Below are 26,999 nucleotides of genomic sequence, written 5' to 3'. Positions count from 1 at the left end.
ACAACAATCTCTACTATTCTACAATAGTTCTATCGTATTCTTTTACAGGAGAGAAACTTTTTCGATGATATGGAGTCACTCCATAGTTTCTTAATGCGTCAAGATGCACGGCCGTTCCATAGCCCATATTTGATGCAAATCCATAATGCGGATACTCTTTATCGATTTCTTTCATCAAACGATCCCGCGTTACTTTCGCGATAATCGACGCCGCTGCGATGGTCACACTGCGCGCATCCCCTTTTATCAACGCTTCAGCTGGATAAGGAGTTTCAAGCTTTACAGCGTCAACCAGGAGATAATCTGGGGAAACTGTTAGTTCACTCACCGCATTTAGCATCGCTTTTTTGGCCGCTTCTAAAATATTGATTGAGTCAATTTCCTGCGCGTCAATAATGCCTACCCCAACAGCTATCGCTTCAGATTGAATATATGCAAAATATTCTTCGCGACTCTGCTCGGATAACTTTTTAGAATCATCAATTCCAGGCAAATAAAATTCTTCTGGTAAAATCACTGCAGCAGCGACAACCGGCCCTGCTAACGGTCCTCGTCCCGCTTCGTCTATGCCAGCAATCAATTGAAATCCTTGCTTTCTTATTTCACGCTCAAAGGAAGTCATTTCCACGAATTTTTTCTGGAGCAGTTCCTCTTTGGCACACAACTTTTCCCATTTGGCTAGTACTTTCTGAACCCCTTTTCGTTCATCCTTCTTTAAAAATTGGATAAACGCATCGTCTCGGGATCTTTCAATCAAAAGTTTTTGTTCAATTTCTCCAATTGTCATCTTTTCCATCATAAACTTCACTTTCTCACAAGTTGGTGTTTTTTCGATTCTTTTCGTTTTCATACGAAATGCCACTAATGTGTTAAAATTAACATTTTATCAACAATCTTTGCAAAAACAACCTTCCTATTCAAGCTCTGAAGATTCGAAATCACTTGGTCTTTCAAAGGATAGCGGGCCAAGTTTCTCAGCGCGGATTTCTCGAATAACCGTTTCCGCAACTTTGTCGTAATCGATTTCTTTTCCTTGTTTAAAGCCACGCGCCAAGCCAATTTTATCAAACATTTCAACGACATCTTCTGGAATCTCTTCTAAACCGAAGCGTTCCCTCACTCGATCTGGATAGGTATTTCCAAGATACTTTAAGGCATAAACGGCCACATCATCCATGTTTAAGATCGCATCTTTAATCGCACCCGTAACCGCCAATTTTAAGCCAACCTCTTGGTCCTCAAATTTCGGCCAAAGGATTCCTGGGGTATCCAATAGTTCAAGCTCATTTCCGACCTTTATCCATTGCTGAGCTTTTGTTACACCTGGCATATTCCCTGTCTTGGCAATATTTTTTCCGTGTAATCGATTAATGAGCGTTGATTTTCCCGCATTCGGTATCCCAACAATCATCGCTCGAATGGCACGCGGCTTTACTCCCTTCGCTTTATAGCGATCGAATTTATCTTGGAGTAACCGCTTGGCTTCAGTAACGATTGGCTTTAAACCCGTCCCTGCTTGGGAATTAATCGCAAGCGCAGTGATTCCTTGGTCTTTAAAATAACGAATCCATTCTGTTGTTATTTCCTTATCTGCCATATCTGCTTTATTTAATAAAACGATCCTCGGCTTATGTTGAATAATTTCATCAATCATCGGGTTACGAGAAGAGTAAGGAATCCTTGCATCGACTAATTCAAAAATAATATCAACTAGCTTTAATTTTTCTGTTACTTGTCTACGAGCTTTAGCCATATGGCCTGGGAACCATTGTATAGTCATTATAAAGCCCTCCTTTTAAAATCAAGGCTCTTTTAAACATTGTTGCTTCAGGGCTCAAATAGAGCACCAATGCCATGTTTATCATAGCTTCAGCGTATGAGAAAAGAGCTACAAACTTAGATATGTCGCACAAAATAGGCTATCTTTCGAAAAATCAGCAAATGTATTTAAACAACAAACTTTACAAAGTCAGCCAAATTAAAAACAAAAAGCGCCTTGTTTATGGCCTGCAAACCTCAAGCAGGGGATGAACAAGGCGCTTTTTTCACTACTCAATCGTACGGATATCATCTATTGGCCAATAAATTAAATTCGTTTTACCTAATACTTTGTCAAGTGGAACCGTTCCAATATGTCGGCTATCTTTACTGAAACGGCGATTGTCACCCATTACAAAAATATGGCCTTCTGGAACCGTACTTCTCCCAATTTTTTCTTCCAAAGTAAATGGGTCAGTCAATGGACCATCAATCACTTGCTGCTTGTACTCTTCCAAGTATGGCTCTTCATACGCTTTCCCATTCACATAGAGAGTATCATTTTTGTATTCAATCGTATCCCCGGGAAGACCTATTACCCTCTTTATGTAATCTTTGTTTTCTGGAGCATGAAAAACGACGATATCAAACCGCTCAGGTTCACCAATTTTATAACTTAACTTATTTACAATCATTCTATCCTGATCATGTAGAGTTGGCATCATCGATAGACCATCCACAACGATAGGGGCAAATAAGAAATATCTAATTAATGCCGCAAGCAATACTGCGATAACGAGCGCTTTTATCCATTCCCATAGTTCGTTCTTTTTCTTTGCCATGCTTTCCCCACCATTCTCAGAATCATCTCGTATATAACTATTTTACATAAGTTTCTCAATTTAAACACGATGGGAGTGTTTTTTTACAGTAAAAACATAATTTTTACTGGTTGTTTCCATGAATCCTTTTTAGGAAGCCATAGAGAAAATACTTTTTTTGCAATAATAGCCATTATACACAGAAACTTAGGATCTACTCAAAAACAAACAAAAAGTTTGAGAAAAAGGATGTTTTCGTAAAGTATGAAAAAAGAGCTTGTCAAGCAAGCTCTTTTTTTGAATCATTCTTATAATCCTATCGGATTTCTTTAATACGAGCTTTCTTACCACGTAATTGACGTAGGTAGTAAAGTTTCGCACGGCGTACTTTACCGCGACGAATTACTTCTAGCTTCGCAATTTTTGGTGTGTGTACAGGGAATGTACGCTCAACTCCTACACCGTAAGAAATCTTACGAACTGTAAATGTTTCGCTAATTCCACCACCACGACGCTTAATTACAACACCTTCGAAAATCTGAATACGTTCACGAGTTCCCTCAACAACTTTAACGTGTACACGTACAGTGTCACCAGGACGGAACGCAGGAAGATCTGTACGAAGTTGTTCTTTTGTAATTTCTGCAATTAGACTTTGCATCGTTTTCAACTCCTCCCACAGATGCTCTTATACAACTCTTGGTACAGCGGAACATCGTTATCAAGACTTGCATTTCCTCAAGTCACAAGAAGTATAATACCATATTGCTGTGCCCACTGCAAGAATTATTCAGGTTGTTTTTTTATTTCCTCCAACCATTTCTGCTGTTTTTTGGACAACTCAATGTTCTCTAGTAGATCTGGTCGGCGTGTGTAAGTTCGTCGCAAAGATTCTTTCATTCGCCAGTCCTCAATTAACCGATGATTCCCGGATGTTAATACTTCGGGAACTTTCATCCCGCGGAATTCAGCAGGTCTTGTGTAATGTGGATGCTCCAGTAAGCCTGTGCTAAACGAATCCTGAATATGTGATTCTTGGCTCCCTAAAACACCCGGCAAAAGACGGACAACACTATCAATGACAACCATTGCACCTAATTCTCCACCAGTTAGAACATAATCACCAATGGAAATTTCGTCGGTAATGATATGTTGCCGAATTCGCTCGTCATACCCTTCATAATGGCCGCAAACAAATATTAGATGGTCTTCCTTTGCAAGCTCCTCTGCCTTTTGTTGCGTATAGCGCTCTCCTTGTGGACACATAAGTACCACTCGTGGTTTTTTTGCCTCAGAGTGTTGTACAAGGTCGTCAACAGCATCAAAGATTGGTTGTGGCTTTAAAACCATTCCGGCGCCACCACCGTACGGATAATCATCGACCGTTTGATGACGGTTATCCGCATAATCGCGAAAATTGACAACCCGATAGCTTACCGCTTGTTTTTCCTCTGCTTTTTTTAAAATCGAATGTCCAAACACGCCAGAAAACATTTCTGGAAAGATCGAGAGAACATCAATTTTCATCATGACAGAAGACCTTCCATTGGTTCAATTAAAATCACCTTATCCTTAACGTCGACTCTTTTGACAACATCTTCAATATAAGGAATTAGTATTTCTTTGCCTTTGCTATTTTTCACAACCCAGACATCATTGGCACCCGGAGTAAGAATCTCAACCACTTTCCCAACCTCTTCTCCACCGATGGTAGCCACTAAACATCCAATGATATCTTGAAAATAGTACTCACCCTCAGCTAACTCACCTCGCTGGCTTTCAGGCACCTTTAAAATCCCATCACGCATTTCTTCCACTTGGTTGACATTGTCATAGCCTTCAAAAGTTAGCAAATCAAAATTTTTATGTTTCCGATGACTTTTGACAACAAGTTCAAGCGGTTCTTTTGAGCCTTTTTTAAATAAAAATAGCTGATTTCCTACTTTGTATCTTTCGTCTGGAAAGTCTGTACGTGAAATGACTCTTACCTCGCCACGTATTCCATGCGTGTTCACGATCTTCCCAACATTAAACCAGTTTTCCAATAAAACTCACCTCTCGCGTATTTCAACCACGATTCCGTCTTTAACCACAATCGTTTTTTCAAAAAGAAAGTCGTCCCACTTATCTCCCTCATTGACTTCAACAAGGGCTTGATGTTCCGATTCTTTTAATTCACTACCTACGGGTAGAATATGTAATTGTTCCATATGAAAATCAAGAAGTTTGATTTTTTCATTTCGAATTCCAATTTCTTTCTCAAATTGTTTTTTTAAGATTTCAGGAGAAAATTTCTTCGCTTTTTCCTGTTTTTTCATTTCAAACTTTAACTGATCGCACTCTTTTTGAAGCTGAAACTTTTTTCCTTCGTAATTGCTCAGTAATTTATTTTTACTCTTTTCGGTGAGAACTTGCTTCACCACAACTGTCTGGATAAGCTTCACAGCAATCCATCCTCTCCCATTTCGTCTATGTGTCTTAACCTTTATTATACGATAACGGGTAGGAAAATGAAAAATGGGGAAGTCTCAATTCTCATAGATATTCCTTTTTGACAGTCTAGATTGCCCAAACACTTTCATTTGAAAAGCGACAAAGTTGAGTAAGATTCAATAAGAAAAGGGCTGACCAAAAGACCATTTGAATGATCCTTTAATTCAGCCCCCTTCTTATTCAACAATCTCTAAAAAGATCTTCTTTTGTTGTGATGATCCTGCTGCGTAGACGACCGTTCGAATGGCCTTTGCAACACGCCCCTGTTTCCCTATCACTTTTCCCATATCACTTTTGTGAACAGAAAGCCTATAGGTCACCCGTTGATCTCCTTCTTCTACATTCACTTGAACGTCATCAGGAAAATCAACTAAAGGCTTTACGATTGTTTCAATTAATTCTTTCATGCTGTTCTCACAATTACTTGCTTACTTTTGCATTGTGGAATTTTTCCATAATGCCTTGGTTTGAGAACAAGTTACGAACAGTGTCAGATGGTTTAGCTCCATCATTTAACCATTTAAGAGCAAGCTCTTCGTTGATGTCAACAATTGCTGGTTCAGCAACTGGATTGTAAGTTCCAACTGTTTCAATAAAACGTCCATCACGAGGAGAACGAGAATCAGCTACTACAATACGATAGAAAGGAGACTTTTTAGCTCCCATACGCTTTAAACGAATTTTTACTGCCATTTTAAATAAGCACCTCCGAATAGTTTCACACAAGATAGAATGATAACAAATTGTTTTTGTGTTGTAAAGGTTTTTTTCTTTACAGGTTAATTTTGGTGATAAAACGATGTTTAGAATGGTTTAAAAGGGAGTTTAAATCCACCTTTTTTCTTGCCCTTTTGCTGCATTCCAGTCATTTGTTTCATCATTTTTTTCATGTCTTCAAACTGCTTTAATAAGCGATTGACTTCAGGAACGGTTCTTCCGCTACCTTTAGCAATCCGTTTACGTCTGCTCGCATTAATGATTTCTGGATGCTCTTTTTCGTCAGCTGTCATCGACTGAATAATCGCTTCAACATGAGAAATCTGTTTCTCATCAATTTGCAGATTATCCAAGCCTTTGATTTTATTGGCACCAGGCATCATTTTCAACAACTCATCTAACGGTCCCATGTTTCGGACCTGACCTAGCTGCTCAAGGAAATCATCCAATGTGAACGATGCCGTACGCATCTTTTTCTCAAGTTCCTTCGCTTTCTCTTCATCAACATTTGCCTGAGCTTTCTCAATCAGTGTTAAGACATCGCCCATTCCGAGAATACGGGAAGCCATACGCTCTGGATGAAATGTTTCCAACGCATCCAGTTTTTCCCCTAAACCAACAAATTTAATCGGTGTGTTTGTAACCGACCGAATCGATAAAGCTGCTCCACCACGGGTATCACCATCAAGCTTTGTTAAGACAACCCCAGTTAGCCCTAGTTGCTCGTTAAAGCTTTGAGCAACATTTACCGCATCCTGACCTGTCATAGCGTCGACCACAAGGAAAATTTCATTTGGATTGGAGAGTTCCTTAATTTGCTTTAACTCGTCCATCAAATTTTCATCAATATGCAAACGACCTGCCGTATCGATTAGGACATAATCATTGTGTTCTTCTTTCGCCTTCGCAATCGCTTGGCGAGCAATTTCCACTGGGCTTACTTGGTCCCCTAGTGAGAATACAGGCATATTTAATTGTTTTCCGAGAGTCTCTAGCTGCTTGATTGCTGCTGGGCGGTAAATATCGGCCGCAACAAGCATCGGCTTACGGTTATATTTCTTCCGTAATAAGTTGGCAAGTTTCCCAGTTGTTGTGGTTTTCCCTGCCCCTTGAAGACCGACCATCATAATAACGGTTGGAGGACGGTTTGCAACGGCAATTTTGCTTTCTTCTCCACCCATTAGTTCAGTTAGCTCTTCTTTTACCACCTTAATAACCTGCTGACCTGGAGTTAGGCTTTTCATGACCTCCTGGCCGACAGATCGTTCGCTGACCTTTTTAACAAACTCTTTTACTACCTTAAAATTAACATCTGCCTCAAGTAAGGCAAGACGGACCTCACGCATCATTTCTTTGACATCCGCTTCGGAAACTTTTCCTTTCCCACGGATTTTTTGCATCGTGTTTTGCAGTCGGTCGGCTAATCCTTCAAATGCCATTTCGTGCCGCCTCCTAATCTAATTTCTCAATCGCTGCAACATAATCGGAAAGAGTCTGATGATCTGGTTGTCCATTCAAGCATTCTTTCATTCTTGCAATCAAAGCTTTACGCTCCTGAAATTTTTCAAACAACAATAACTTCTCTTCATACTCTTCAAGCATTGCTTCCGTTCGTTTAATATTGTCATAGACCGCCTGTCGGCTAACATGATATTCCTCTGCAATTTCTCCAAGAGAATAATCATCTAGATAATAGAGGGACATATAGCTTTGCTGCTTGGGAGTTAACAAGGCTTGATAAAAATCATATAAATAATTCATGCGGGTTGTTTTTTCAAGCATTTTCATCCCCCCAATGTGTTAAGTGAAAAGCCTTTACATTGGTAGTTTACACAGTAAGGCGCTTGGTGTCAATATTAGAAGAAGTGTAAGCCATGTACAAAGGAGCAGGCTAATCACTCTTACCCATTAAGAATAAACTGTTTTAAAAAGCTCTTTTCTCAAAGATTTTTGCTTTTTAAAGGAAATAAAGAATAAATTACTATGATTCCATTCCAAAGATCGTTTATAAGAGAGAAAAGAGCTTACAAACTAAGTAGTAACGCAGAGAAAATCATATTTCGCGTTAAAATCGGCTTTAGGATTTTAACAACAAACTTTACGAAAACAGCCTTTCAAAAAGAAGGCCTGAGATTTACTGACTCAGAACCCTCAAATTTTTATTCAGCTTGTTCAATTTCCTCGTTTTCAACTAAATCCGCAAACAGACCGTATACATATTTTTCAGCATCAAATGCTTGTAAGTCATCCATTTTTTCGCCAAGACCGACAAATTTAACCGGTACGTTAAGCTCATTTCGAATTGCAAGAACAATCCCGCCCTTAGCTGTACCATCCAGCTTTGTTAGAACGATTCCACTAACATCTGTTGCCTCTTTAAACGTCTTTGTTTGAATGAGAGCATTTTGACCCGTTGTCGCATCAAGGACGAGCAGCACCTCATGTGGAGCTCCAGGAACCTCACGTTCGATGACACGTTTTACCTTTTCGAGCTCTTTCATGAGATTCACTTTATTCTGCAGGCGTCCTGCTGTATCGCATAATAATACATCGACACCACGGGATTTCGCCGCTCGAACAGCATCATACATGACGGCAGCAGGATCAGAACCTTCCCCTTGTTTGATTACGTCCACACCGACTCTTTCGCCCCAAACTTCAAGCTGATCAATGGCTCCAGCGCGGAACGTATCCCCAGCGGCAAGCAGAACACTTTTCCCTTCGGATTTAAATTTATGTGCGAGCTTACCAATTGTTGTTGTTTTTCCAACACCATTCACGCCGACAAACAAAATCACCATAAGCTCATCTGTTTGCATATTCAAGTCATTATTCTCTTCGCCAGCACTTTCATAAATTTCCACAAGTTTTTCAGAAATGACGGACTGGACCTCTGCCGGATCCTGAATATTACGGCGTTTCACTTCCATCTTAAGTTCCTCGATCAACTCCATGACCGTTTCGAAACCAACATCTGCCCCGATTAGAATTTCTTCTAACTCTTCAAAGAAATCCTCATCAACTTTACGATAACGAGCCACTAAGTCGTTCACTTTACCTGAGAAATTATCTCTCGTCTTTGTTAAACCGTCTTTAAACTTTTCCGAGACAGTCTCAGTTTGCTTTGTAATTTTTTCTTTTAATTTTTTAAAAAAACTCACCGTTTTCTTCCTCCTATTAGGAATTTACTAGGTTTTTTGTTTCTTCAAGTTTTACAGATACCAATTTAGATACGCCTGATTCTTGCATCGTAATTCCATATAGGACATCCGCTTCCTCCATTGTACCTTTTCGATGAGTAATCACAATGAATTGCGTTTCCTTGCTATAACTCTTCAAATATTGACTAAAGCGGAAAACATTTGCCTCATCAAGCGCAGCTTCGACTTCATCTAAAATACAAAACGGAACCGGGCGAACCTTTAGAATCGCAAACAATAAGGCAATGGCCGTTAACGCCCGCTCTCCACCTGATAATAAACCTAGATTCTGCAATTTCTTTCCAGGCGGTTGCGCTAGGATATCTACACCTGTATTGAGAAGGTCTTCCGGTTGTGTCAAACGGATATCTGCTCGACCACCACCAAAAAGGGATTGGAAAGTTGGTTCAAACTCTGAACGAATGGCAATAAACGTCTCCTCAAACCGCTTTTTCATTTCTATATCCATTTCATCAATCACTTGATGTAACGTTTCCTTCGCATGCTGTAAATCATTTTTTTGCTCATTTAAGAATTCATACCGTTCTGAAACTCGTTCATATTCATCAATAGCACCCAAATTGACTGTACCAAGTTCTTCAATCGCTAATTTGATTAATTTCACTTTTCGTCGCGCTTCTTCCGCCGGGAGAACCAACGGATACTGCACTTTCGCTGCTTCAAAAGATAATAGATATTCCTCTCTTAGATGAGCTAAACGGGTTTCAAGTTCGACATCTAATCGATTTAGTTTAATTTCTTCATCTTTAAGAACACCGGTCAAGCCTTTATGCTGACGTTTCAACTCTTTTGTTTCAAGCTCAAGGTCTTCAAGCTGTGCTTGTCGATGCAAACGTTCTTCTCTTCTTGTCGAAATGAGCTCAAGCGTTGTGTTTTTATCTTCTAACTTTTTCCTAGCTGATTCCTCAAGTTGGTTTTCACCCGAGGAATTATTGGTCATTTCTGAAGAAAGAAGCGCAAGGTCCTCTTTCGTAGTCACTAATCTTGCATTCTGACTTTTTAATTCTTGGACTGCACCCTCAAGCTTTTCTTTCGCGAACTGATACTGTTCTTTCTTGGCCGCTAAAGCAACCTTCAATTCACTAATTTCCGCAATTAACGCTTCTTTCGACGTCGTATTAATATTCTTTCGCTTCGTTAGTACAGCAATTTCTTGATCTAAATTCTGAATCTCTATTTGTAGCTTTTTATTTAACTCTTCTAATTCTGACTTACGCACAGATAACTTTTCTCGCTCCACATTGAATTGAGACTGTTCTGAATCGTATACAGCAAGACGGTCATTGATGTTTCTTTCTTCAATCTCAACTTCTCGGAGTTCACCTTTTAGCGATTGTTCTTTGAGACGAAGCTCTTCTCCTTTTTTGCGCAACTCTTCAAGATTATTTCTAGAAGTTTGGAGTTCTTCCTTCATGGATTTAAAACGTGTTTCTAATCCTCTTGTTTTCTCTTCCATTTCAAAGATTTTTCCTTTTAATTCCTCTAGCTCACCTTTTCGGCTTAATAGCGCAGAAGAATTCTTTTTTGCCGCTCCACCTGACATCGAACCACCAGGATTCACTACATCTCCGTCTAAGGTCACAATTCTACTTCTATACTGAAGCATCCTTGCTAACTCGTTCGCGCCTTTTAAATCTTTGGCAATCACGATATTGCCAAGAAGATTATGAATAACTTCTTTGTATTTTTCATCAAATTCTATTAAGCTAACAGCTGTTCCTACGTAAGAGGGGTGTTCAGCGATTGACTGGATAAGATGTCCCGCAATCGTTTTCCCCTTTATGACACTTAAAGGTAAAAAAGTCGCACGCCCAAATGAATTTTTCTTTAAATACTGAATAGCTGCTCGGCCATTTTCTTCATTGGTTACGACAATATGCTGCATCGCTCCACCGAGAGCCGTTTCCATTGGAAGCTCATATTCTTTGGGAACTTTAATCAGTTCCGCAATGGCTCCTTCAATCCCATTTAATTTCTTTCCACGGGCTTTTAATACTTCTTTAACACCTTGAAAGAAACCTGTATATTCCTCTTCCATTTCCTCGAGCATTTCTTTTTTAGACTTTGCTTGTTGGACAAATTGATAGGCTTGATAAAGTGTTTTCTCTTGCTTCTCAACGTCTCTTTGCAAGAGCTCCATGCTTCGTTGTGCTTTTAAGTATTGTTGAACCTCGGTTTCCAATGCAGATTGTACCTGATGAAGTTGTTCCTCAACCTGCTGCTTCTTTTCGTTGATTTCGTCTCTCAATTGAAGGAAGCGTTGGTTTTCACCACCAACCCTAGAACTTCTTGCAGCCTGCTGTGAAAGTTGTTGCCCTATATAAGTGAGTTCATTTTTTGCACTAGCCTGTTGGTTCAGGAGTTCAATATAATCACTTTTTAATGACTCAATTTTCTCTTCGATGTCTTCACTGTATAGCTCTAACTGCTGTTGTCGTTCGGTTAGGCCAAGTTGGAATTGTTCTGCCTCCTGACCTAATACTTCTACAGTCTTTTCTTGGACAATTCTAGTTTCTTCAAGTTCTTCAATCCTGTTCGAAATCTCAGCAACATTTTTTTCTAGTTGCTCCCGATTTTGCGCCGCATTCTTTTTTCGTTCTTTTAGTACTTCTTTACGCCCCTCAAGCTTCTCTAACTCTTCACTGGCATGTAGAAGAACGTTTTGTAAACTACTGATTGATTCATCGATCGCTGTTAATTCATCCCTCAGCTTTTCAATATCCGCTTCCTTGTTTTGAACATTAGCAGAAAGCTTGATTTCACTTTCTTTATGAAGATCGATTTCTTTTGAGAGTTTTTCCCATCTTCCGTGCAATTCCTCAATCTCATAGGCAATGAGCGCTACTTCAATTTTTTCTAACTCGTCCTTATGTTCAAGATACTCTTTTGCCATCGAAGCCTGTATTTTTAACGGCTCTACCTGACCTTCAAGTTCATGAAGAATATCAGCGACACGATTGAGGTTTTCTTGCGTCTCAAACAATTTGTTTTCTGCCTTCTTTTTTCGGGTTTTGTATTTTAATACTCCTGCCGCTTCTTCAAAAATTGTTCGGCGATCTTCAGGTTTACTATTTAAAATTTGCTCCACTTTTCCTTGGGAGATAATCGAAAAAGCTTCCCTTCCAAGACCAGAATCCATAAACAAATCGATAATATCTTTTAAACGGCAATTCTGCTTATTGATTAAAAACTCACTTTCACCAGAACGATAAACCCGTCTGGTCACACTAACTTCACTATAATCAATCGGCAATGATTGATCTTCATTGTCTAGTGTGAGTGTCACTTCAGCGAAGTTTAATGGCTTCCGTGAATCACTCCCCGCGAAGATAATATCTTCCATTTTTGCTCCGCGCAGGGACTTCGCCGATTGTTCTCCTAAAACCCAGCGAACGGCGTCGATAATATTGCTTTTCCCACTACCGTTTGGGCCTACTACAGCCGTCACTCCAGGAACAAATTCAACGCCTATCCGCTCAGCAAAGGACTTAAAGCCCACTACATCTAAACGTTTTAGAAACACTTTCAAGCTCTCCCTTTCGGTTATTCTTTACTCTTGGTGTCATTTTGCTTCGAGATCGCTTCCATATGTGCTTTCAATTTCTCTAGAGCTTTCTGGGCCGCATGCTGTTCTGCTTCCTTTTTCGAGCGCCCTTTCCCAGTACCTAATTGCTCACCGTTCAGAGCAACAACCGATTCAAATTCACGATTATGTGCCGGCCCGGATTCTGATAAAATCTTATATTCTAATGTTCCAGCTGCATCGCGTTGAACAAGTTCTTGCAGCTGACTTTTAAAATCCATCACATGAGAAAAAGCACCAGCATCAATCTTCGGATAGACTACTTTCTCTAAAAATGAAGTAACTACCTCAATTCCCTTATCAAGATACAAGGCACCAATGAACGCTTCAAACACATCAGCAAGTAGCGCCGGTCTCGTTCGACCGCCCGTCATTTCCTCCCCTTTACCAAGAAGGACTACTTCCCCAAAATTCAATTGATTCGCAAACGAAACGAGAGATGGCTCACAAACAACAGCCGCTCTTAACTTCGTTAACTCTCCTTCACTCATCATTGGATATTTTTTATATAAGAATTGAGAAACAGTTAATTCAAGAACTGCGTCCCCAAGAAACTCAAGCCTTTCATTATCTTCATACGGCTTTCTGCGATGCTCATTCACATACGATGAATGGGTGAAAGCTTGTCTTAGTAATTTCTCATTCTGAAAATAAATCCCAATTTTCGCTTGGAACTCTTTAAACTTCTGATCTTTTGCCCTAAAAAACTTTTTTTCCTTATCTCTACCGATATGGCGCATTCCAAATTCCACCTTGCTCAAAATTTACACACTAGTCTAGTTTACAAAAAAGTCGATGAAAAAGGCAAAAAAACCTTTGATTTTTTTCTCATCCAGTTAAATTTCTTTCCTTTTTACGAGGATATCTAGAATATAGAAGAAAGCCCCGTTATAAAAACGGAGCTTTAGAGCAAATCCAACAGTCTACATTTTGCCATTTATGTAATTTACAGCGTCACCAACTGTAGCGATTTTCTCAGCATCATCATCAGAGATTTCCATGTTGAACTCATCTTCTAATTCCATTACAAGTTCAACTACATCAAGAGAGTCTGCACCTAGATCATCTTTGAAAGATGCCTCTAATTTAACTTGTGCTTCATCTACGCCTAAACGATCAACAATAATCTTTGTTACGCGTTCTAAAACTTCTGCCATGCTTGTCACCTCCCCTCAAGTCATTATAGAGGATAAACTTCGATAAATAAAGCAGACTTCCATAAAAGGGGAACTTTTTCTCATCCCCTTATGGTTACATTACCATACCACCATCAACATGGAGTGTCTGCCCTGTCATGTAACGACTATCCTCGGAAGCAAGGAACAAAACTGTTTTTGCAATATCAATTGGTTCACCTAAGCGTGCCAATGGGATTTGCTTTAACATTTCACTCTTTGTTTCTTCCGTTAGCTGATCGGTCATGTCAGTCGTAATAAACCCTGGCGCTACGGCGTTCACGGTAATTCCTCTCGAAGCCAGTTCCTTCGCCGTCGTTTTCGTTAACCCAATTACACCAGATTTTGCTGCTACATAATTGGCTTGTCCAGCATTCCCACTTACGCCAACAATGGATGAAATGTTGATAATTCTTCCACTGCGTTGTTTCATCATTTGTCTTGTCACTGCTTTCGTACAGAGGAAAACACCTTTTAAATTCGTGTTAATCACATCATCCCAGTCTGCTTCCTTCATTCTCATTAACAAGTTATCTTTTGTAATTCCTGCGTTGTTAACTAGAATATCCAGTCGACCAAACGCTTCGATCGTTTGTTTCACCATCGATTCAACTGATTCAGAGCTTGAAACATCCGCCTGAATGGCAATTGCTTCTCGGCCCATTTCTTTAATTTCTGCCGCTACTTCTGCCGCCTTGGCCTCACTACCTGCATAGTTTATCGCCACATTGGCACCCTCTCTCGCCAATTCCAAAGCAATCTCTCTACCAATGCCACGAGAAGCACCTGTAACAAGGGCAACTTTACCTTCTAATTTCATTACTATCACTCCTTTAACTCGGAAATTACAGCCTCACAACTTGCTAAATCATAGACAGCGTATGTTTTAACGGCCCGGTCCACTTTTTTCACTAAACCGGCCAATACCTTACCTGGCCCGATTTCAACGAACGTGTCTACACCTTGCTCCAACATCTTATGAACAGAATCCTCCCACAAAACAGGGGAATACAATTGCTGAATCAACTTTTCTTTAATTTCCGTAGCATCTTGCATCGCTTCTGCTGTTACATTTGCAATGACTGGGATTTTTGCCGATTGGATTTCAAGACCATCGAGAATTCCTTGGAACTCTTCTGCTGCCGGTTTCATTAACGCAGAATGGAAAGGTCCACTCACATTTAGTGGTAGTACCCGTTTCGCTCCAGCTTCCTTCGCTTTTACTGCTGCTATTTCTACACCTTTTTTCGAACCGGAGATCACAATTTGACCAGGACAATTTAAATTCGCTAACTGAACAGGGTCACCTGCTTCCGTAATCGCATCACATACAGCTGTTAGCGGTTCACGTCCAAGCCCAAGGACTGCAGCCATCGTTCCCTCGCCATTTGGGACCGCTTTTTCCATTAGCTCTCCACGTTTACGCACCGCATAAACACCATCTTCAAAGCTTAACGCCCCTGCGGCAACCAAGGCAGAATATTCCCCTAAACTGTGACCAGCAACATAGTCAGCAGTAATTCCTGATTGCTTAAAATAATCTAAGATTGCAATGCTAGTCGTAAGCAATGCCGGTTGAGCATTAACGGTTAAGGTTAACTTCTCCTGCGGCCCTTCAAAAATCGTTGTGCTCAAACTCTCACCTAGTACTTCATCCGCTTTTTCAAAAAAACCATTCACCGCTTTGTTAGCATCAGCTAACTCTTTTCCCATCCCAACTTGCTGTGATCCTTGTCCAGGAAAAAGAAAGGCAATCTTCCCCATAATCATCCCCCTCAACTCATTTTTAGTTTGCAAATCTATTTTTCAATCGCTGTTTTGATCGTTCCAGCCACATCATTTGCGACCATTTCTCGCGCTTGACGTACTGAATTGTAGATCGCATTGGCATCAGAAGATCCATGCGCTTTAATAACAGGTGCCTTGAGCCCGAATAATCCTGCACCGCCATATTCTGTATAGTCCATTTTTCCTTTTATCGTGGCAAACTCCGGTTTAAGCACCGCTGCTGCAAGTTTAGACTTTGTGCTCGACATTAGCGTTTGTTTTAACATTTTAAACACCGACATCGCGGTTCCTTCAATGGTCTTTAAAACCATATTACCAGTAAACCCATCTGTCACGACCACATCTGCGACACCGTTTAATAACTCTCTCGCTTCCACATTGCCAACGAAGTTTATATCAGCATTTTGCAGTAAAGCAAATGTATTTTTTGTTAGCTCGTTTCCCTTTTTCTCTTCGGTGCCGATATTTAGTAAGCCCACTCTTGGACTTTTCATTCCTCGTGCTTTTTCACTATAGATGGAACCCATTAATGCATATTGCAATAAGTGTTCTGGTTTTGCATCTGCATTCGCACCAACATCCAAGAGTAGAAACCCTTCGCCACCGATAGTCGGCAAAGTCGGTGCAAGCGCAGGTCGTTCAATCCCTTCAATTCTTCCAACAACGAACAATCCTGCTGCCATTAACGCTCCGGTATTCCCAGCAGATAAACAAGCGTCTGCCTTTCCTTCGGTCACTTGTCTGGCAGCTAAAACCATTGAAGCATTCTTTTTTCTTCTAACCGCCCGAACTGGTTCATCCGTGCTAAGAATAACCTCTTCTGTGTGTAAAATCTCAATTCTTTCCTCATTTGTAAGATGTTGTCGGATCTGACTTTCATCTCCAACGAGAGTAATATGTATATCACTAAACGCACTGATTGCCTTTATAGCTCCAAGGACGATTTCTTTCGGGGCGTTGTCTCCACCCATCGCGTCAATTGCTAATCTCATATGTTTCATCCTCTAGTATTATTTTGTGAACGGTACATTTTAAATTCTCCAGTAAAAACAAGTTCATTATTAACAAAACTATTTACCTCTACGACCGTTCTACCTGTTTGCTCATCTATATTCGTTACTTTTGCTTTTGCGATCACTCGTTCTCCTTCGTTGACGGAACGAGTAAATTGGATATTCGCCTTTGCTGTAAGTGCTAATTCATCATTGATAACAGCTACAGCTAGCGAATTTGCTTGGGCAAAAATATGATGTCCTCTTGCGATTTTATTACGAATAAAGACATGTTCTTTTTTAATATCTAAAATCGAAATTGCGGTTTTATCTAATTCAATATCAATAATCTCACCAATCACTTCTTCAAGTGGTAGCGAGCGAACTTCATCTTCAAAACGCTTTTCCGCAACATGCTTTATTCTTTCCCGTAACTCCGGAATCGAAAGCTCTAGTCGATCAAGTCGAATCGTCTGTATGCTGACAGAAAAACGCTCAGCTAACTCTTCATCCGTTATGAACGGATTCTCCGCGATCGTCTCTACTAACAATTGCTGTCGTTCCCGTTTATTTCGTCTCATCTCAATCATCACATCCGCAGTATTATGACTAGGTCCTAATAGTAATATAAAGAAAAGGAACACAAAATGCAAGAAGAAATATCATCAGCAACCGGAATGCCTCTGATCTCTCTTTCTTGCATTTTGTGTGAATCCATTTTAATCAAGTTTTTCCCCTGCAAGTACTCCACTTGCTTCAAGGGTCTGTCTTAACGAACGATATTTTTCTGATTGCCAAAATGCGGTGGATTGTACCATGACGGCAGCATCATTCCTTGCTGTTTCAAGTGCACGATAATCATGAACCATATCAGCCACTCTAAATTCAGGCATGCCACTTTGTTTCTTTCCAAAGAAATCCCCTGGCCCACGCAATTCTAAGTCTTTTTCACTCAACTCAAAGCCATCGTTCGTTTCGGTCATTATTCTCATTCGCTCTTTTCCAACTTCATTTTTAGGATCAGCAAGTAAAATACAATAACTCTGAAATTCGCCTCTTCCCACTCGACCACGAAGCTGGTGGAGTTGCGATAACCCAAAACGTTCAGCGTCATAAATCAACATAAAAGTCGCATTCGGCACATTCACACCAACTTCTACAACTGTAGTCGAGACAAGGACTTGCGATTTATTTTCCGTGAATTCTTGCATGATGGCGTCTTTCTCTGCTGAATTTAGACGTCCATGCATCAACCCCACTTTATACCTACTCCCAAAATAAACACTCAGCGTATGATGCACATCGATTGCATTTTGAACATCCAGCTTGTCGGATTCCTCAATTAATGGGCAGATTACATATGCTTGCCGCCCCTGCGCAAGTTCCTTTTCCATGAACCCCAAAACGCGGTCCAACATATCATGTTTCGCCCAATACGTTTCAATTGTTTTTCTTCCTGCAGGCATTTCATCAATGACCGAAACATCCATTTCCCCAAAAACGGTTATAGCCAAAGTCCGAGGAATCGGAGTCGCCGTCATAAATAGGACATCTGGGCTTTCACCTTTTTCACGAAGAACTCGACGTTGCTCAACACCGAAGCGGTGCTGTTCATCGGTAATGACCAGGCCTAGATTCTTAAAGCTTACATCATCTTGAATCAATGCATGCGTCCCAATTAAAACATCAATGTTTCCATCTGCTAATTCACCGAGTATCTCTCTCCGCTTTTTCCCCTTAACGGAGCTGGTTAGCAGCCGGCATTCTATCCCAAAAGGGCTCAGCAGAGCAGTCAATGACTCTGCATGTTGTTCTGCAAGTATTTCAGTTGGAACCATCAGAGCACCTTGGTAGCCTGCAGTAATGGAAGCGTATAAGGTAATCGCAGCAACAACGGTTTTACCAGACCCTACATCCCCTTGCAGCAAACGGTTCATACGATAAGAACTGTTCATATCAGATAGAACTTCATTGACGACTCTTTGTTGTGCATTCGTCAATGGAAAAGGGAGTCCCTTTATAAATTCTTGTACCGCTGTAGTCTGATAGCTTTGAGCAATTCCAGGAGATTGTTCGCGTTCAAATTTTCGCAACGCCTGCATTTTCAATTGAAATAATAAAAACTCTTCATATACGAATCTTCTTCTCGCTTGCTTTACATCCTCTGCACCTTGAGGAAAATGCATCAACTTTAAGGCATCTCTTCGGTTCATCAGCCGATACCGTTGTAAGAGCTCTTCAGGCAAAATTTCAGTGATTTGGCTACCGAACTGCGCAAAAGCATTATGAATGTGCTTTCTGAGCCCCTTTACCGTTACTTTTCCTTTTATTGCATAAACTGGTTCAAACTCTTGTTTTTTTTGATTCTCACCAACAGACATTTGATTTGCGGTAATGGTTTGCCGATGCTGGTCCCACTTACCAGTGACCGTTATCGTTTCATTTACAGTCATTTTTTGTTTAAGATAAGGTTGATTGAAAAAAACCACTTTAATTAAGTAACGATCGACGAGGAGTCTAACCGTAAGCCTAGACTTTTTCCGGCCATGATACATTAAGGACGGCTCCCCGTGAATGACCCCTTCAACAGTGACTCTTTCCTCATGCTTCACCTCAGCTAAATCACGCAAACGAAAATCTTCATAACGATAAGGAAAGTATTCAAATAAATCTTGAATACTATGAATGTTCATATCAGCAAGCGCAGCTCCCATTTCTGGACCAATTCCTTTGACATCTGTTACTGGTTGATTTATAAGATTACTCACGATATGTGCGACTTTCCGCCAAACTCCTCTAGGCGAAAGTCACATCCCTCCTTGCTGATTTCTCCTTCTGCTTCTATTTTCCCATAATCCTTTTTCAAAAGGTTGTTAAACTTATTACAATTTAAGCTATTTTACTATAAGGTTAGAGTCTATCCACTTTCTCTTGTTCGGCACCCTGCATAAAAAGGAATGCTCATTTTATTTTATCATTAAAAGCAAATATACCACGATAAAACAGAAATAGAAGGGGAGGTTCCCCTTCTATTTCTGTGGTGCTAGATCAACTCGCAATGAGACAAACCAGCCAAATTTTATAAAATTATTCTATCGCAAAGATAAATGGATATAGCGGCTGTCCACCATCATGAACTTCCACTTCGATATCCTCAAAGTTTTCTTCAAGATACTGAACGAGATGATCAACATCTGCTTGTGTTGCATCTTCACCTTTTAAAATGGTGAGAATTTCATCATCTTCATTAACAATGTTACTTAATAAGGATGTCGCAGCTTTCAGCTTATCTTTATCTTTAAGGACAATTTTCCCTTCAGAAATTCCCATGAAATCGCCTGTCTCAATTTCAAGCCCATCAATACTTGTGTCACGGACAGCAAACGTTAGTTGTCCGGTTTTCACATGATTCATCGCTTCTGTCATCTCTGATTGATTACCAGCCAAATCCGCTCCCGGATTAAAGGCTAATAAAGCAGACATTCCTTGAGGAACTGTTTTCGATGGAATGACAATTACATCTTCTTCCGCCAATTCCGCCGCTTGTTCAGCAGCCATAATAATATTCTTATTATTTGGCAGAATAATGACTTTATGAGCATGAGCCTCTTTCACAGCTTTGACAATGTCTTCTGTGCTAGGGTTCATTGTTTGACCGCCTTCGATGACGATATTTGCTCCGATGCTCTTAAATAGGTTGCCGATTCCTGTTCCCATAGAAACCGTAACAATTCCATATTCCTTCTTTTCATCACTTACCGGCTTCTTTTCCGCTGCCGGTTGAGCCTTTTCTCCAACGATATCTGTATGCTGTTGACGCATGTTCTCGATTTTCATGCTAATTAGATTTCCATAGGTTTGACCATATGTTAAAACCTCTCCAGGTCGCTCTGTGTGAACATGGATTTTCGCAACTTGATCGTCCGAAATCACAAGAAGAGAATCTCCATATGCACTTAAATCCTGACGGAATTGTTCCTCTGAAAATGGGCGTTTCCCTTCAAGCTTAACCATAAACTCAGTACAATAGCCAAATTCAATATCCTCTGTATTGATATGACCTTGAACATTTCGATGATGTTCTGCGTTTACCAACTCATCCATTGCCTCAACCGCAGAAGGGCCTTCAGGAAGAGCTTCTCCTTTAAGGACAGCTAAAAATCCTTCATAAACAATCAGTAGTCCTTGACCACCACTATCAACAACGCCAACTTCTTTTAGAACTGGCAGTAAATCTGGTGTGCGATTTAAAGAGGCACGCGCTTCTTTGACAACTTCCTCCATGAGGATCACGATGTCTTCCTCTTTTTTAGCGACTAGAACTCCTTTTTTGGCTGCATCTTTAGCCACTGTTAAAATGGTTCCTTCAACTGGCTTCATAACCGCTTTATAAGCAGTTGTGACTCCAGCCTCCAACGCGCCTGCAAATTCTTTTGCCGTAATCGTGTTTTTTTGTTCAATGGCTTTCGAGAACCCACGGAACAATTGAGACAAGATCACACCAGAATTTCCTCTCGCACCCATCAACAATCCTCTTGATAGGGAAGTACCTACTTTTCCGATATGTTCTTGAATGTTATTTTTTACTTCCTTGGCACCGGATGTCATCGACAAATTCATGTTTGTACCGGTATCACCATCAGGAACAGGGAACACGTTTAACGCATCGACCATTTTGGCATTTGCTGAAAGATGATTAGCTCCTTGAATGATCATTTCTGCGAAACGTTTTCCGTCTAGAACTTTAATTGACACAAACCTTTCCTCCTCACATAGGGCTCGGGTAAGCGAACTTACGGATTCGTTACTCGAACTCCTTGAACGTAAATATTAACCGAATCAACCGCAAGTCCAACCGTTTGGTTGAGCGTATATTTCACTTTGGATTGAACTTGATGGGCAACTTCAGAAATTTTCGTTCCATAACTTACAATTATATACATATCAATATGTACTTCTTCGTCTTCTTGGCGAACGACAATCCCACGTGAAAAATTTTCTTTGCGTAGGATTTCAGCAATTCCGTCTTTTAACTGATGCTTTGAAGCCATTCCAACAATGCCATAACAATCAACTGCGGCACCGCCTGCAATTGTAGCAATTACATCGTTCGATATATCAATTTGTCCGTACTTTGTTTGTAATTCAATGGACATGGTCGTTCCCCCTTTTGGAAAATGCTATAGACTACAGCCATTTTACTATAAGCGCGATTAATTTAAAAGTCATTCTGTCCCCATCTTATTATTGAGCAAGAATTCATCCAATATGTCAAGGCTTTTTTCTTGATAAGCTTTCATCAAGAGTATTGCATTTAAAAAATTTGTGTGATAAATTATTAAAGTATGTTTGACAGTCAGAATTACGGTACCAACCCTTTGATTAGATGTTCTGACGAAAAAATGCACTTTTGCATCGAAATAGTATTAGCTTACGTAAGTAAGGAGGGAAATAAACATGCCACGTAAATGTGTTGTAACTGGTAAAGGAACTCGTTCAGGTAACGCTCGTTCCCACGCAATGAACGCTAACAAGCGTACTTGGGGTGCTAACCTTCAAAAAGTTCGCATTCTTGTAGACGGAAAGCCTAAGCGTGTTTGGGTATCTGCAAGAGCTTTAAAATCAGGTAAAGTTGAACGCGTTTAATGATATGAAACGTCTTTTCCACGGGACTAGACGTTGAAATTAAACAAGAAAAAGCATCCGTCTAACGGGTGCTTTTTTATTTCTTTCATTAGACTCGTCTTTTTCGGCTCTATATTCAGCATCGCCTAAAAATAAAGCACCCGTTTGTTACACGGATGCTCCATTGATTTTATGACCCTGCTTTATTAACCCTTTTTAAAGGCACCCAACATCGCTTTGACAAGACCACCTAATACTTTTGGTAGTTTAATTGTATAAAACTTCATCATGTCCCTCCTCACTGTCCTAAAAACCAAGCTGAAGAATTTTCGCCTATACATTATATTCAGGAAGTAGAAATAATTGCTTAAGAAGAAGACATTTCAATCCTTGCTTCTTATCACCATTAATATGCCTTCTGAAAAAGAAAAAGTACCAGAATCGGTTACTAGTTCATTACTTATACATAGTGTTGAACCAAAAGAAATATGACTATTAGTGAGTGGGTATTTGAACCCTTCGAGTGTCAGCCCCTTTATTTCAGGAGTTACGGGGATAAAAGAAATATATTCCTGATCCTCTTTTTTTTCAATTTTATGTCTTCCAGCACCTTTAACATAAACATGATTTTGAGTATCAATCATCTCAATGTGTGTACGCTTTTTTTGCAATTCAGCTTTTAACAAAAGTTGAATATTCCCGAAAAAGTGATCCAATCTTCCACCTGTAGCTCCATAAAGGTGAATCCGATTAGGTTCTCGAGCAAGAGCCCAATCTAAAGCTAGTTCCATATCTGTTTGATCTTTCTCTGGTCTATAAATCTGGACATTTTTTACAGAACGTTCGATTCGCTGCCACTCTTGTTCGTTAACAGAGTCAAAATCTCCAAATGCTGCATAAGGTTGAATTCCTTTCGACAATAACGTAAAAACTCCCCTATCTACACCAATCCAGCGCTGGTCTTCCTCTGCAACTTGGCTGATTTCCGGGAGATATCGATCAGGTCCTCCCCCAAGAAGGTTAATAATCATCTGCTTCCACCCCATTTTAGTCTTTATAAAGATTGTTATTAAATCTACTTCCAATTTCACCGTGGACGAAGACATTTGTAGGTTAAAAATGAATTTCCCACTGTTATTAAAAAAGCCGTGATCATCAACGGTGTTGTTCATTTCCGTTCAAAATCAACCTTCCAACCGATATTGGCTTATGTACTCCGTTTTTAATGCACAAAAAGATTAAAAATGGTCTACTAAAAAAGGAACTGAACATTTTGATGTCAGTTCCTTTTTGGTCATTGTCGCAAAGCGGCGATTGCTTGCCCTCTGTCTTTGTTGTTATAAACAGCAGAACCAGCGACAAGGACATTAGCTCCAGCCTCAATACATAGCTTAGCCGTTTCTTCATTTACGCCACCATCGACTTCAATTTCAATATCTAGACCTCGCGCTGCCGCGAGATTATGAACTTGACGAATTTTAGGTAAAACAGAATGGATAAATTTTTGACCGCCAAACCCTGGATTTACAGTCATTAACAATACCATATCCACATCATCAATAATCGAAGTAATTGACTCCACTGGAGTTGCCGGGTTCAAAACGACTCCTGCTTTAACTCCCAATGATTTAATCTGATGAATCGTTCTGTGTAAATGACGGCAAGCCTCCACATGAACGGTTATGTAATCCGCTCCTGCTTTTGCAAAATCCTCAATATACTGGTCCGGATTCTCAATCATTAAATGGACATCAAGCGGTAATTTTGTGACCGGACGAATCGCATCCACAATTAACGAGCCTATTGTAATGTTGGGCACAAAATGTCCGTCCATTACATCCACATGAATATAATCCGCTCCCCCTTGTTCTACATCCTTGATTTCTTCCCCTAGTCGAGAAAAATCGGCTGATAAAATCGAAGGTGCAATTTTAACCATACTTAATACCTCGGCTTTCTATCTTTTATTTCTTGTAAAAAGTCTTTGTAATGCTCATAACGATAGGTTGGCAGTTCTTCTGCTTCCACCGCTGCTTTTACCGCACATTTTGGCTCAGAGACATGTAAGCATCCTCTAAATTTGCAGTTTTCACTAATCCTTTCAATATCAGGGAAACAATAGTTTAAATCAGTTGCTTCAATATCAGTGAACTCCAATGAGCTAAAACCAGGAGTATCTGCGACTAAACCACTGTTTCCGATATTAATAAGCTCTACATGTCTAGTTGTATGTCGCCCTCTCCCTAAATGTTGGGAGATATCATTGGTTTTGAGTTCCAACTCAGGCTCTAACGCATTTAATAAAGAAGATTTCCCTACCCCGGACTGTCCAGCAAAAACAGAGATTTTCCCTGCAAGATAGGGCGATAAATCCTCTAAGCCTTGTGCGGTTTCAGAAGATGTAAAGATCACGTCATATCCTGCTTCACGATAATCGCTCGCATATTGCTCCAAAACCGTTAATCCCTCTTCAAGTAGATCTACCTTGGTAATCACAATTAACGGCTGAATATGGTTGTATTCCACAAGAACAAGGAACCGGTCTAATAATGCCGTACTAAATTCCGGTTCAACAGCGGAAAAAACGAGAATCGCTTGGTCGACGTTCGCAATTGGTGGTCGAACCAACTCATTTCTTCTTTCTTTTACTTCCATGATATAACCTTCTGTGCTATTTTCGGCTTGATAGACGACTTCATCGCCAACAAGCGGATTCACTTTATTTTTTCGAAATACACCACGTCCTCGGCACTGAACCAATCCTTCCTCTCCAAGAACATAATAAAAGCCACTTAAAGCTTTGACAATTTTGCCCTGCGGCATAGCATCACTCCTGTACAATCATTGTTCTGAATACTCATACTCATCCTCTAGAATCACTTCTCCATTACTTATAACCTGGAACATCGCTTTTCCACCAGGTGGAATAATTAATTCAATTTTTCGAGTTGTATTTTCTTTAATTTCAAACGTCTCTGCAGGAACTTTTATATCGTTATGGTTCATATCCTCAATATGAATTTGCACCGTCTGCGGTTCTCCCTCTAAACTTTCGTCATAAGGAATGGTAATATCCTCTGTAATCGTTTGTGGGGTTGGCTCTTCTTTTTTTCCTAAAGAGATGACTACTTTCACAGTGCTACCTTCTTTTAGCTTTGTATTAGGTGCAGGATCCTGTGAAATGACTTCCCCTTCTGGAACGCTGTCATGGTATTCTTCCGTTGTATCGATCACAAGGCCGGCGTTAGCAGCATAATCATTCAACGCTTTTTGATTGTAACCCCTTAAATCTAGTAAAGAAATTAATTCAGGACCTTTGCTTACTGTAAATTCAATAATGGTTTCACCCGGGATAACCATCTCTCCAGAATCCGGTTCCTGATCAAGAATGGTTCCTGGTTCGCTATCATCGAATTCTTCCATTTGAACAATGTCTTTGAAGTTGTAACTCTCAAGTCTACGAACGGTTTCATCATACTTTCGACCACGATAATCGGAAAACTCCATCTTTTCTTTTCCAAGACTAACATATACGTCAATCTCTTTGCCCTCTTTTGCCTTTTCTCCAGCTTTTGGAATTGTCTTGATAACATGACCTTCCTCAATATTCTCATCACTATTTTCTATTTTATCCCCAATAAGAAAACCAGCAGACTCTAGTTCACTTTTTGCGTCATCATACTCCACTCCCTCAAGATCAGGAACCGTAATTTCTTTAGGGCCAAACCAATCTGGTCCATAGACGACAAGCAAAAACGCGGCAGCTATTAGCAAAGCAAAAATGGTGGTTAAAACAACTGGCCATTTTTTCCGTTTTTTCTTTTCCTTTTCCTTCTTGGGTTTCTTCCCTTTTTTCTTTGGTTTCTGCTGATCTGCTTCAGACTCTTCGTTGCCTCTGATAATCGTATGATCTAGATTCCGCTCGAATTGATCTTCCGTAATAACAGGAATCGCTTTCGTTGCCTCATCATCATCTGGAATCGTAAATTTGCTTTCATTTACCCTTTCAGGGTCAAGAGATGTCCTGATATCTTCTTCCATCTCATATACGTCATCATAACGATGAAAGGGATCTTTCGCTGTTGCTTTCAACACAACGTTTTCTACGCTTTGGGGAATTTCAGGATTCCATCTTCGTAAAGATGGAGTTTCTGATTGTAAATGCTTTAAAGCAATGGAAACAGCAGAGTCACCAGAAAATGGAAGTCTTCCTGTTAACAACTCAAACATGACAATCCCGAGAGAATAAATATCTGATTTATTATTGACCATCCCACCTCTGGCTTGTTCGGGCGATAAATAATGAACAGAACCTAATACCGAGTTCGTTTGAGTAATACTTGTCGCACTTAAGGCCATGGCAATTCCAAAATCGGTAATTTTCACATTGCCTTTTTCATCTATTAGAATATTATGCGGTTTAATATCACGATGAATAATATGATTTTGATGGGCATGTGCAATCGCTGATGTTAGTTGTTTCATTATATCAAGCGCTTTGTCTATTTGCACAGGAGCGTGTTGTAGTATGTATTGCTTTAATGTCTGCCCACTAACATACTCCATAACTATGTAGTATAAATCTGCCTCTTCTCCGACATCATATATACTGACGATATTTGGATGGGCAAGACTTGTAGCCGACTGGGCTTCACGGCGGAATCTACGAATAAATTCTTCATCGTTTACAAAATCAAGTCTTAACATTTTGACAGCTACGTCACGGTCAAGGATTTTGTCATGAGCTAGGTAGACATTGGCCATACCTCCGCCACCGATCATGCTAAGAATCTTATACCGTCCGCTAATTATTTTCCCAATCATCT

General features: G+C 40.1%; 28 protein-coding genes. 1 reads left to right on the top strand and 27 read right to left on the bottom strand.

All coding sequences use genetic code 11. From position 1 onward, the window contains the following. Positions 1-13: 13 nt before the first annotated feature. The 22 genes from rnhB to M3182_RS15515 all read right to left on the bottom strand — a co-directional run bounded on the left by rnhB (position 14) and on the right by M3182_RS15515 (position 21,704). A complete protein-coding gene (rnhB, locus tag M3182_RS15620) occupies positions 14-796 on the bottom strand; it encodes a ribonuclease HII (RefSeq protein WP_251426188.1) in 783 nt (260 codons plus the stop codon). A gap of 117 nt (positions 797-913) precedes the next feature. Further along, a complete protein-coding gene (gene ylqF, locus M3182_RS15615; RefSeq protein ID WP_251558884.1) occupies positions 914-1,780 on the bottom strand; it encodes a ribosome biogenesis GTPase YlqF in 867 nt (288 codons plus the stop codon). Between the two features lie 268 nt (positions 1,781-2,048). Continuing rightward, positions 2,049-2,600, bottom strand: coding sequence for a signal peptidase I (gene lepB / locus M3182_RS15610; RefSeq protein WP_251425816.1), 552 nt, complete (start codon positions 2,598-2,600; stop codon positions 2,049-2,051). 295 nt (positions 2,601-2,895) lie between these two features. Beyond that, on the bottom strand, positions 2,896-3,240 hold the full coding sequence (rplS, locus tag M3182_RS15605; RefSeq protein WP_251425814.1) for a 50S ribosomal protein L19: 345 nt from the start codon (positions 3,238-3,240) through the stop codon (positions 2,896-2,898). A 125-nt stretch (positions 3,241-3,365) separates the two neighbouring features. After that, positions 3,366-4,106, bottom strand: coding sequence for a tRNA (guanosine(37)-N1)-methyltransferase TrmD (gene trmD / locus M3182_RS15600; protein ID WP_251558958.1), 741 nt, complete (start codon positions 4,104-4,106; stop codon positions 3,366-3,368). Then, positions 4,106-4,624, bottom strand: coding sequence for a ribosome maturation factor RimM (rimM, locus tag M3182_RS15595; RefSeq protein WP_251425813.1), 519 nt, complete (start codon positions 4,622-4,624; stop codon positions 4,106-4,108). Before rimM ends, trmD begins: the two co-directional genes overlap by 1 nt. Positions 4,625-4,630: 6 nt before the next feature. Further along, entirely contained in the window at positions 4,631-5,023 is a 393-nt protein-coding gene (locus M3182_RS15590; RefSeq protein ID WP_251425811.1) for a YlqD family protein, read from the bottom strand. Positions 5,024-5,248: 225 nt separating this feature from the next. Then, entirely contained in the window at positions 5,249-5,479 is a 231-nt protein-coding gene (locus tag M3182_RS15585) for a KH domain-containing protein (RefSeq protein WP_251425809.1), read from the bottom strand. 13 nt (positions 5,480-5,492) lie between these two features. Beyond that, complete coding sequence (gene rpsP, locus M3182_RS15580; RefSeq protein ID WP_251425807.1) at positions 5,493-5,765, bottom strand: 30S ribosomal protein S16; 273 nt, start codon at positions 5,763-5,765, stop codon at positions 5,493-5,495. A gap of 110 nt (positions 5,766-5,875) precedes the next feature. Beyond that, a complete protein-coding gene (gene ffh, locus M3182_RS15575; RefSeq protein WP_251425805.1) occupies positions 5,876-7,228 on the bottom strand; it encodes a signal recognition particle protein in 1,353 nt (450 codons plus the stop codon). Between the two features lie 13 nt (positions 7,229-7,241). Next, the gene (locus M3182_RS15570) at positions 7,242-7,571 is read right to left on the bottom strand and encodes a putative DNA-binding protein (RefSeq protein WP_251425804.1); all 330 of its coding nucleotides are present in this window, start codon (positions 7,569-7,571) and stop codon (positions 7,242-7,244) included. A gap of 377 nt (positions 7,572-7,948) precedes the next feature. Continuing rightward, complete coding sequence (ftsY, locus tag M3182_RS15565; RefSeq protein WP_251558882.1) at positions 7,949-8,950, bottom strand: signal recognition particle-docking protein FtsY; 1,002 nt, start codon at positions 8,948-8,950, stop codon at positions 7,949-7,951. Between the two features lie 16 nt (positions 8,951-8,966). Continuing rightward, a complete protein-coding gene (gene smc, locus M3182_RS15560; RefSeq protein ID WP_251558880.1) occupies positions 8,967-12,533 on the bottom strand; it encodes a chromosome segregation protein SMC in 3,567 nt (1,188 codons plus the stop codon). Between the two features lie 20 nt (positions 12,534-12,553). After that, the gene (rnc, locus tag M3182_RS15555) at positions 12,554-13,333 is read right to left on the bottom strand and encodes a ribonuclease III (RefSeq protein ID WP_251425798.1); all 780 of its coding nucleotides are present in this window, start codon (positions 13,331-13,333) and stop codon (positions 12,554-12,556) included. 183 nt (positions 13,334-13,516) lie between these two features. After that, on the bottom strand, positions 13,517-13,750 hold the full coding sequence (acpP, locus tag M3182_RS15550) for an acyl carrier protein (RefSeq protein ID WP_251425796.1): 234 nt from the start codon (positions 13,748-13,750) through the stop codon (positions 13,517-13,519). A gap of 94 nt (positions 13,751-13,844) precedes the next feature. After that, positions 13,845-14,588 carry a 3-oxoacyl-[acyl-carrier-protein] reductase gene (fabG, locus tag M3182_RS15545; protein WP_251558878.1) on the bottom strand — a complete coding sequence of 248 codons (744 nt, stop codon included), beginning with the start codon at positions 14,586-14,588 and terminating at the stop codon, positions 13,845-13,847. 5 nt (positions 14,589-14,593) lie between these two features. Continuing rightward, a complete protein-coding gene (gene fabD / locus M3182_RS15540) occupies positions 14,594-15,532 on the bottom strand; it encodes an ACP S-malonyltransferase (RefSeq protein WP_251425792.1) in 939 nt (312 codons plus the stop codon). Between the two features lie 35 nt (positions 15,533-15,567). Then, complete coding sequence (plsX, locus tag M3182_RS15535; protein WP_251425790.1) at positions 15,568-16,548, bottom strand: phosphate acyltransferase PlsX; 981 nt, start codon at positions 16,546-16,548, stop codon at positions 15,568-15,570. Between the two features lie 5 nt (positions 16,549-16,553). Beyond that, on the bottom strand, positions 16,554-17,129 hold the full coding sequence (gene fapR / locus M3182_RS15530) for a transcription factor FapR (protein WP_251425788.1): 576 nt from the start codon (positions 17,127-17,129) through the stop codon (positions 16,554-16,556). A gap of 138 nt (positions 17,130-17,267) precedes the next feature. Continuing rightward, positions 17,268-19,316 (bottom strand): ATP-dependent DNA helicase RecG, encoded by a 2,049-nt coding sequence (recG, locus tag M3182_RS15525; RefSeq protein WP_251425786.1) that lies wholly within the window; start codon positions 19,314-19,316, stop codon positions 17,268-17,270. A gap of 319 nt (positions 19,317-19,635) precedes the next feature. Beyond that, the gene (locus M3182_RS15520) at positions 19,636-21,303 is read right to left on the bottom strand and encodes a DAK2 domain-containing protein (protein ID WP_251425784.1); all 1,668 of its coding nucleotides are present in this window, start codon (positions 21,301-21,303) and stop codon (positions 19,636-19,638) included. Positions 21,304-21,341: 38 nt separating this feature from the next. Next, the gene (locus M3182_RS15515; RefSeq protein WP_251425783.1) at positions 21,342-21,704 is read right to left on the bottom strand and encodes an Asp23/Gls24 family envelope stress response protein; all 363 of its coding nucleotides are present in this window, start codon (positions 21,702-21,704) and stop codon (positions 21,342-21,344) included. 301 nt (positions 21,705-22,005) lie between these two features. Here M3182_RS15515 and rpmB point away from each other — a divergent pair, with 301 nt between their 5' ends. Then, entirely contained in the window at positions 22,006-22,194 is a 189-nt protein-coding gene (gene rpmB, locus M3182_RS15510; RefSeq protein WP_066053137.1) for a 50S ribosomal protein L28, read from the top strand. Between the two features lie 185 nt (positions 22,195-22,379). Here the strand turns inward: rpmB and spoVM are convergent, their stop codons facing one another. The 5 genes from spoVM to pknB form a co-directional block, all read right to left on the bottom strand. Continuing rightward, entirely contained in the window at positions 22,380-22,460 is an 81-nt protein-coding gene (spoVM, locus tag M3182_RS15505) for a stage V sporulation protein SpoVM (RefSeq protein WP_034302035.1), read from the bottom strand. Between the two features lie 96 nt (positions 22,461-22,556). Further along, on the bottom strand, positions 22,557-23,204 hold the full coding sequence (locus M3182_RS15500) for a thiamine diphosphokinase (RefSeq protein ID WP_251425781.1): 648 nt from the start codon (positions 23,202-23,204) through the stop codon (positions 22,557-22,559). A 263-nt stretch (positions 23,205-23,467) separates the two neighbouring features. After that, on the bottom strand, positions 23,468-24,112 hold the full coding sequence (rpe, locus tag M3182_RS15495; protein WP_251425779.1) for a ribulose-phosphate 3-epimerase: 645 nt from the start codon (positions 24,110-24,112) through the stop codon (positions 23,468-23,470). A 2-nt stretch (positions 24,113-24,114) separates the two neighbouring features. Next, positions 24,115-24,996, bottom strand: coding sequence for a ribosome small subunit-dependent GTPase A (gene rsgA / locus M3182_RS15490; RefSeq protein ID WP_251425777.1), 882 nt, complete (start codon positions 24,994-24,996; stop codon positions 24,115-24,117). 18 nt (positions 24,997-25,014) lie between these two features. After that, positions 25,015-26,997: a Stk1 family PASTA domain-containing Ser/Thr kinase gene (gene pknB, locus M3182_RS15485; RefSeq protein ID WP_251425775.1), complete on the bottom strand. Its 1,983-nt coding sequence runs from the start codon at positions 26,995-26,997 to the stop codon at positions 25,015-25,017. Positions 26,998-26,999: the final 2 nt, after the last annotated feature.

Origin of the sequence: Mesobacillus maritimus (assembly GCF_023715205.1) — a bacterium.
GTDB classification, from domain to species: domain Bacteria; phylum Bacillota; class Bacilli; order Bacillales; family Cytobacillaceae; genus Mesobacillus_B; species Mesobacillus_B maritimus_C.
Note: the sequence above shows the minus strand (reverse complement) of the source record. Positions and strands in the feature narration are given on the sequence as shown.